This is a genomic window from Providencia sp. PROV205, from assembly GCF_028479505.1.
Taxonomy (GTDB): Bacteria; Pseudomonadota; Gammaproteobacteria; order Enterobacterales; family Enterobacteriaceae; genus Providencia; species Providencia huaxiensis.
The window spans coordinates 197,380-204,486 of the sequence record NZ_JAMPNU010000002.1; the positions used below are offsets into that span (position 1 = coordinate 197,380).

The 7,107-nt window shown below is 43.2% G+C and carries 6 protein-coding genes; 1 reads left to right on the top strand and 5 read right to left on the bottom strand.

Features of this window, described 5'->3' with window-relative positions; all coding sequences use genetic code 11:
• The 5 genes from apaG to lptD form a co-directional block, all read right to left on the bottom strand.
• The gene (apaG, locus tag PR800_RS03380) at positions 1 to 378 is read right to left on the bottom strand and encodes a Co2+/Mg2+ efflux protein ApaG (protein ID WP_004257676.1); all 378 of its coding nucleotides are present in this window, start codon (positions 376 to 378) and stop codon (positions 1 to 3) included.
• Positions 379 to 396: 18 nt separating this feature from the next.
• On the bottom strand, positions 397 to 1,206 hold the full coding sequence (gene rsmA, locus PR800_RS03385; protein WP_004257672.1) for a 16S rRNA (adenine(1518)-N(6)/adenine(1519)-N(6))-dimethyltransferase RsmA: 810 nt from the start codon (positions 1,204 to 1,206) through the stop codon (positions 397 to 399).
• Positions 1,203 to 2,195, bottom strand: coding sequence for a 4-hydroxythreonine-4-phosphate dehydrogenase PdxA (pdxA, locus tag PR800_RS03390; RefSeq protein ID WP_102137821.1), 993 nt, complete (start codon positions 2,193 to 2,195; stop codon positions 1,203 to 1,205). Before pdxA ends, rsmA begins: the two co-directional genes overlap by 4 nt.
• A complete protein-coding gene (gene surA / locus PR800_RS03395) occupies positions 2,179 to 3,498 on the bottom strand; it encodes a peptidylprolyl isomerase SurA (protein ID WP_102137820.1) in 1,320 nt (439 codons plus the stop codon). Before surA ends, pdxA begins: the two co-directional genes overlap by 17 nt.
• Positions 3,499 to 3,666: 168 nt before the next feature.
• Positions 3,667 to 6,039, bottom strand: a complete 2,373-nt coding sequence (gene lptD, locus PR800_RS03400; protein WP_195698833.1) for an LPS assembly protein LptD — start codon at positions 6,037 to 6,039, stop codon at positions 3,667 to 3,669.
• A 181-nt stretch (positions 6,040 to 6,220) separates the two neighbouring features.
• Here lptD and djlA point away from each other — a divergent pair, with 181 nt between their 5' ends.
• Positions 6,221 to 7,036, top strand: a complete 816-nt coding sequence (djlA, locus tag PR800_RS03405; protein ID WP_004257658.1) for a co-chaperone DjlA — start codon at positions 6,221 to 6,223, stop codon at positions 7,034 to 7,036.
• Positions 7,037 to 7,107: the final 71 nt, after the last annotated feature.

The window sequence follows — 7,107 nt, forward strand, 5'->3', positions numbered from 1 at the left end:
TTAATTAATCAGTGTTGGGATAGCAAGACGAAAAGCTGGGATATCAACGTGGAAACTATCCCCTTGTGTGCTTATCATCACATAATAACCTTCCATCGTACCCATTGGTGTTTCAAGGATTGCGCCACTGGTATAACGGTATTCTTTTCCTGGTGGAATAAGGGGTTGTTCACCCACCACGCCTTCACCTTGAACTTCGGTCTTATGGCCATCACTGTTAGTAATGAGCCAATAACGGCTCATTAGTTGGATAGGCTCTCGTCCTAAATTACGAATGCAGATTGTGTAAGCAAACACATATCTCGCAATATCGGGTTGAGATTGGCTTTCTATATAGACACTCTGAACTTGGATGCTTACATTTGGCTCATTAAGCATAGTGCCTCCTTCAACAGACTATTCTGAACGGTTAGAGAGATAGTTTGCCATTTTACAGTATTGTTCAACAGAAATATTTTCTGCTCGGGTGCTTAAATCAATACCCAGTTCAGTTAGCTCTTCAACACTGAATAAATCCCCTAAACTGTTACGGATCGTTTTACGGCGTTGGTTGAAAGCTTGTGTGGTAATACGACTTAAAAATTTAATATCTTTTACCGGATATGGATTTTCGCGATGAGGGATCAGCCTAACAATGGCAGAATCTACTTTTGGTGCAGGTGTAAATGCAGTCGGTGGTACTTCCAATACCGGCACCACGTTGCAATAATATTGCGCCATAACACTCAAGCGACCAAAGGCTTTGCTGCCTGGGCCTGCAACTAGGCGATTCACCACTTCTTTTTGTAACATGAAGTTCATGTCAGAAATAGAATTGGTGAATGTGAATAAGTGAAACATTAGCGGTGTGGAGATGTTGTAAGGTAAGTTACCAAAAACTCGCAGGGGTTGGCCTGCTTGTTTGGCTAATTCACCAAAATCCACTGTCATTGCATCTTGCTGAATGATAGTTAATTTATCTTTTAGCTGAGGGTGAACGTGTAAACGTGCTGCAAGGTCACGGTCAAGTTCAACGACAGTCATTTTATCGATTCGGCTACCGACAGGCTCGGTTAAGGCACCTAAGCCGGGACCAATTTCTACAATGGACTGACCCGGCAGCGGGTTCATGGCATCCACGATGCTGTCGATAATAAATTGGTCAGTTAAAAAGTTCTGCCCGAAGCGTTTGCGGGCAAAATGCCCCTGATGGACTCGATTATTCATGTATTCTTAGATGTCATTTGGATAGCTAACTTTAATGCGGTGATAAAACTTCCCGCATCAGCATGACCCGTACCTGCGAGTTCAAGGGCTGTGCCATGGTCGACAGAGGTACGGATAAAAGGCAGGCCGAGAGTGATATTTACTGCTCTGCCAAAACCTTGGTATTTTAACACAGGAAGGCCCTGATCGTGATACATAGCTAACACTGCGTCTGCATGGTCTAAATACTTAGCTTGAAATAAGGTATCGGCAGGTAACGGCCCAATTAAATTAATCCCTTTTGCTCGTAGGCTTTCAAGTGCAGGCTCTATCGTATCAATTTCTTCGGTACCCATATGGCCACCTTCCCCTGCATGCGGATTTAAACCACAGACATAGATGGCTGGTTTTTCAATACCAAATTTTGTTTGTAAATCATGGTGTAAAATCGTGATGACTTCATGCAGGCTCTGTTGAGTGATGGCGGCCGACACGTCTTTGAGTGGTAGATGCGTTGTGGCTAATGCAACACGCAGTTCTTCGGTAGCTAGCATCATAACAACGCGTTCACAGCCACTTCGTTGTGCAAAGAATTCTGTGTGGCCACTGAATGACATGCCTGCATCATTAATAATCCCTTTATGTACGGGACCTGTTACAAGCGCTGAAAATTCACCATTTAAACAGCCGTCACAAGCTTTTGCTAAGCTCTCCACAACATATTGGCCATTATCAACGTTGAGTTCACCTGCTTTTGCCACCGTTGCCAACTGAACTGGTAGAACGGATAAGTGGCCTGCAGGCTGTACTTCAGTAATTGAATTGGGGGAATATTCAATTAATGTCAGAGGCAAATTGAGTGCTTTGGCACGCTGGCGTAATAAGTCAGGATCGGCGCAGGCAACCAGCTCAACAGGCCATTGCTGTTGAGCGAGCTGAATAAGTAAGTCTGGGCCAATCCCGGCAGGTTCACCGGGAGTGATGACAATAGGCTTAATTTGATTTTTCATCTGCAGATTGGCTGTCACGACCATCAACCATTTTTACGTAAGCGGAAGCACGTTGTTCTTGCATCCAGCTCTGCGCTTCTTCGTTAAATTTACGATTAAACAGCAAACGGTATGCTTGATCTTTTTGTGCCGCATCTGTTTTATCAACGTTGCGTGTGTCTTCTAACTGAATTAAGTGCCAACCAAAATTTGATTGAACAGGTTGGCTTAATTCGCCTTTATTCAATCTCATTAACGCATCACGGAAAGCTGGGTCATAGACGTCAGGCATATTCCAACCTAATTCACCGCCTTTTAACGCACTACCCGGGTCTTCAGAATTTTCTTTTGCAGCATCTTCAAATGAGATTTTGCCTGAACGAATTTCCTGAGCAATTTGAGTTAGTTTTTGTCTTGCCTGTGCATCATCCATAATTGGAGATGACTTAATCAAGATGTGGCGCGCTTTCACTTCTGTGACAGAAATAGGTTGGCTGCCACCACTGACATCGTTAACACGTAAAATATGGTAGCCGACACCGGAGCGAATTGGGCCAGCAATATCGCCTTTTTTCGCATTTTTCAGTTGTTCAGCAAAGACAACTGGTAATTCTTGCAGGCGTGACCAACCCATATTACCGCCTTTCAGCGCTTGGGGATCTGCGGAATAAGCGATAGCTAATTTACCAAAATCTCCACCTTTTTTCAGTTCATCTAAAATTTTATTTACTAACGCTTCAGCGGTTTTTAGCTGTTCTTGTGTTGGATTTTCGGCTAATGGGATCAAGATATGACTTAGGTTAACGCCCATTTCGTAATTTGCTTGTGAGCTCATTTGTTCAGCAAGCGAATCAACTTCTTGAGGTAAAATGGTAACACGGCGGCGAACTTCATTGTTACGCACTTCAGCAATCAGCATCTCTTTACGAATTTCGCTACGATATTGATTCATATTGATGCCATCTGCGGTTAAACGCTGTTGCATTTGCTGCAGTGTTAAACCGTTTTGACGAGCGATATCAGTAATAGTTGCATCTACGGCTTCATCTGGAATATTGATTTGCATTTGGCTAGCCATTTGCAAAATGATGTTATCCATAACGAGACGCTCAAGGATCTGATGACGCAGAGTTTGATCATCAGGCACCTGTTGACGTGCGTTCTGAGCATTCAGTTTTACCGTGTTGATCATATTCTGGACGTCACTTTCCAGTACAACACCGTTATTGACGACCGCAGCGACTTTATCCATTTGCTGAGGCGCAGCCAAAGCAGTGGAGCTTGCGAACATCAGTCCCAGAATAAGCGTTCTCCAATTCTTCATAATGGTCCTATAAATATTGACTTTGATTCCGCAAAAGCGGGCTAATCTCTTTTTACTCGTCATACTTCAAGTTGCAGTGTTGTTGACTGCGCTCATTCGCACTAGTCACATACTTATGTATGCTCCCAACAGCCCTCGAATTATTAGAGCAAATTTATGTTATTTTTATCAGAAAGCGCGTTGATAAGGCATAATGCCACTTTCTAACATTTTCTGGCTACCTAAACTATGATTGTTATTTAGGCCTCTAAGTTCCACATTGATTGACCATTTATTGTCATATTCACTGCTGAACTTCTCTTTTTGCCAACCAACTATCTTACGTTCATAACCAAGATTGACTGCCCAGCAACAAGTATTGTATTGCAAACCAACCAGTTGGCTAGCAGGTTGCTGCTGTTTAGTATCATAATAATATGACCCTACAAAGCCCCAACGTTCGCTTAATGGCCAACTCACGACAGTACCCACTTGTGAAATACCACGTTGGTATTCAGGCAGTGTATAGGTATAGCCTCCGTTTGCCGTATCTTCACGACGGAAGGTTGCTTGAATATAATCGCGGTCAACGAAACGGTAGTTCAACTGAACTAAACGATCGGCATCTAAACGGTATTCTGCAACCGCATTCCCCATAGTGACATTACCGAGGCGGCGGTCATATTGTAAACCACCCCGTAAGCCCCAGTTATCATCAATTCGCCACATAGAGTCAGTGGCCCACAATAATGAGCCCGTATTGCTTTTATCATCAATTGGACGATTTGAATCACCTGCACGTGGGCGTTCAAAGTAATAAATTTGACCCACGGAGAAGTTAAAGCGTTCCGCTAAAGCATCGTCATAAACACGTGTTGTAACACCTGTGGTGAACTGGTTTGCAGAGGCGATACGGTCAAGGCCACTGTAAATTCGGTCACGGAATAAACCGCTATAGTCTGACTGCAATAATGAAGAGTCAAAGTTATTGATATTGTCTTGATCTTTATACGGAATATACAAATATTGGACACGTGGTTCTAATGTTTGAACGAAATCGCTGCCTTGGAAAAGGTCTCGTTCGAAGACAACTTTTGCATCGCTTTTAAACATAGGCAGAACGCGCGTCACATTTTTTTCTAAGCTTTTATCCGTATTTGAGCGAGGGATATCTTGGTCGTAATGAGTCGCATACAGTTTGATACTGTTATTCATATTTGCCCAGCCATTAGATAATGGCAGGTTCACTTCAGGCTCAATGTGTAAGCGAGTTGCATCTGGGTTATTTTTCCCCACACTCGTAAAACGGGCAGCTTGTGCGTATGTATGCACATCAAAGGCACCTAAATTATTTTTATAATAATTGAAGTCCACCTGTGGCTCTGCTTTATAAGCACGCTTGTTGGGGTTATCCGCAAAAATTTGGAATTGTTTGTGAGTGACTTTCGCATTCCAGTTTGTATCTGAATAACCTGCACTGAATTTTTGCGTGGCGTAGCCATCAGTGGTGTTACCGTACTGGGAACTAAAGTCAGTAAAATAGCTAGGGTCGCTCACTTTGGTATAGTCAGAGCTAAAATTCCAGTGCCCTGCATAAGTCCCAGAATGGCGCCAGTAGAATAACCAGCGGTCATCGCTATCACGATCTTCACGCTTACCACGTTCTTTGTCTTTGATATAAGCTCGGTCATGATTTAGAAAATCAAAGGCCACGGTCCCTGTACCAGGAGCAATGAGGTAACGGAATTCATTATTTAATTTTACACCACGGTGGGTCATAAATTGAGGTGTAATCGTGGCATCGTAATTTGGCGCAATATTCCAATAATAGGGTAATGAAAACTCTAGCCCATCGTTACTTGAATAACTCCCAGTCGGAATTAAGAAACCGGAACGACGTTTATTACCAATTGGTAATTGCATATATGGGCTATAGAAAATAGGCACGTCACCGACTTTAAAACGTGCATGCCAAATTTCAGCGACTTCTTCTTCGCGGTCGATTATCACTTCAGAGCCTGCAACGCTCCAGCTATTATTGCCGGGTAAACAGGTCGTGAACGTGCCGTTTTCCATAATTGAATAACGGTTTTCACCACGCATTTTCATTTTTTTCGCGTCACCACGCCCCTGACGGCCTACCATCATGTAGTTACCATCATTCACATCCGTGTTTTTATTATCTAAGTTAGACCACGCAGAAGGGCCTTTTAAGATAATTTGTGGGTCATCGTAGTGAACATTTCCGGTTGCCGTGACTTCGCGCACAGGGAGTTCACCCGCTGTTTCTGTTTGGGTGAGCTTCACATTATCAGCGGTTAATGTTTGGTTCCCTTGTTGAATATCGACATTACCTTCATATTCAACAAAATTAGGGTATTCACCACGGACATCTTCAGCGGTAATGTGAATCGGCAGGTCGTTAGGGTCACCTTTTACAATCGGTTTTGTGTAAACAGGGACACCCAGCATACACTGCTGTGCAAGGTCAGCATGCGCTTGCTGACTATAAATTGCCGCCCATACCATGGTGGCGAGTAGTGTTGGATAGCTTTTTTTCATCATTAAATATGGGGTTCCGTCATCATTGGCATCGCCAGCAAACGCTCAAAGACTAACTTAGCCAACCACTTTGCGCCAGTATAATGTAAGAAACTTTACGCGCGGGTAGTTATGCATAGAGCTGAATGAATAGTATGATAATGCAAAATTGCATTTTGAGCATTGAAGAATTGAGGGATATATGCACTATTGGGGCAAAATTATTGGCGTTATACTCGCAATCGTCTCTGGATTGGGCTTTTGGGGAGCGCTAATTGGGTTAATTATTGGGCATGGTTTTGATAAAGCATCGATCCAACGTAAATTTGCAGGGAGAATGAATAAGCGAGATCGCCAAATCATTTTCTTTGCGAGTACTTTCCAAATTTTGGGGCATTTAACGAAGTCCAAAGGCCGTGTAACCGAGACAGATATTCAGCTTGCGACCAATTTAATGGACAGAATGCAATTACACGGAGAAACACGAAAAGCGGCTCAACAAGCGTTTAGAGAAGGTAAATCCCCTAACTTTCCATTACGAGATGTATTAAAACAACTACGAATGGCTTGTTATGGCCGTTTTGATTTGATTCAGATGTTTCTGGAAATTCAATTACAAGCTGCTTTTGCAGATGGACAATTACACCCGAACGAACGAAAAGTGTTGTTTATCATTGCAGAAGAGCTAGGTATTTCTAAAGTTCAGTTTGAACAGTTCTTGGATATGATCCAAAGTGGTCGCCAATTTGGCCAAGGTTACTCTCAGCAGCAATCGGGAGGGTATTATCAGCAATCGAATGGCCCAACCCTTGAAGATGCTTGTAAAGTGCTTGGTGTGTCTCCCAGTGACGACCCAACAAAAATTAAGCGTGCCTATCGTAAATTAATGAGCGAACATCACCCAGATAAGCTGGTTGCAAAAGGTTTACCGCCAGAGATGATGGAGATTGCGAAGCAGAAAGCGCAATCAATCCAAGCAGCTTATGATTTAGTCAAGAAGGAGCTCGGCTTCAAATAAATTTCCCCGTCATATTTCGCGCCGCAGCTTTGTTGGCTGCGCTCGCGCACCCTAGTCACATACTACTGTAT

Bases quoted from the DNA above. Each gene is read 5' to 3' on its own strand.
- apaG (WP_004257676.1), bottom strand. From the start codon at position 378: ATGCTTAATGAGCCAAATGTAAGCATCCAAGTTCAGAGTGTCTATATA.
- rsmA (WP_004257672.1), bottom strand. From the start codon at position 1,206: ATGAATAATCGAGTCCATCAGGGGCATTTTGCCCGCAAACGCTTCGGG.
- pdxA (WP_102137821.1), bottom strand. From the start codon at position 2,195: ATGAAAAATCAAATTAAGCCTATTGTCATCACTCCCGGTGAACCTGCC.
- lptD (WP_195698833.1), bottom strand. From the start codon at position 6,039: ATGAAAAAAAGCTATCCAACACTACTCGCCACCATGGTATGGGCGGCA.
- djlA (WP_004257658.1), top strand. From the start codon at position 6,221: ATGCACTATTGGGGCAAAATTATTGGCGTTATACTCGCAATCGTCTCT.
- surA (WP_102137820.1), bottom strand. From the start codon at position 3,498: ATGAAGAATTGGAGAACGCTTATTCTGGGACTGATGTTCGCAAGCTCC.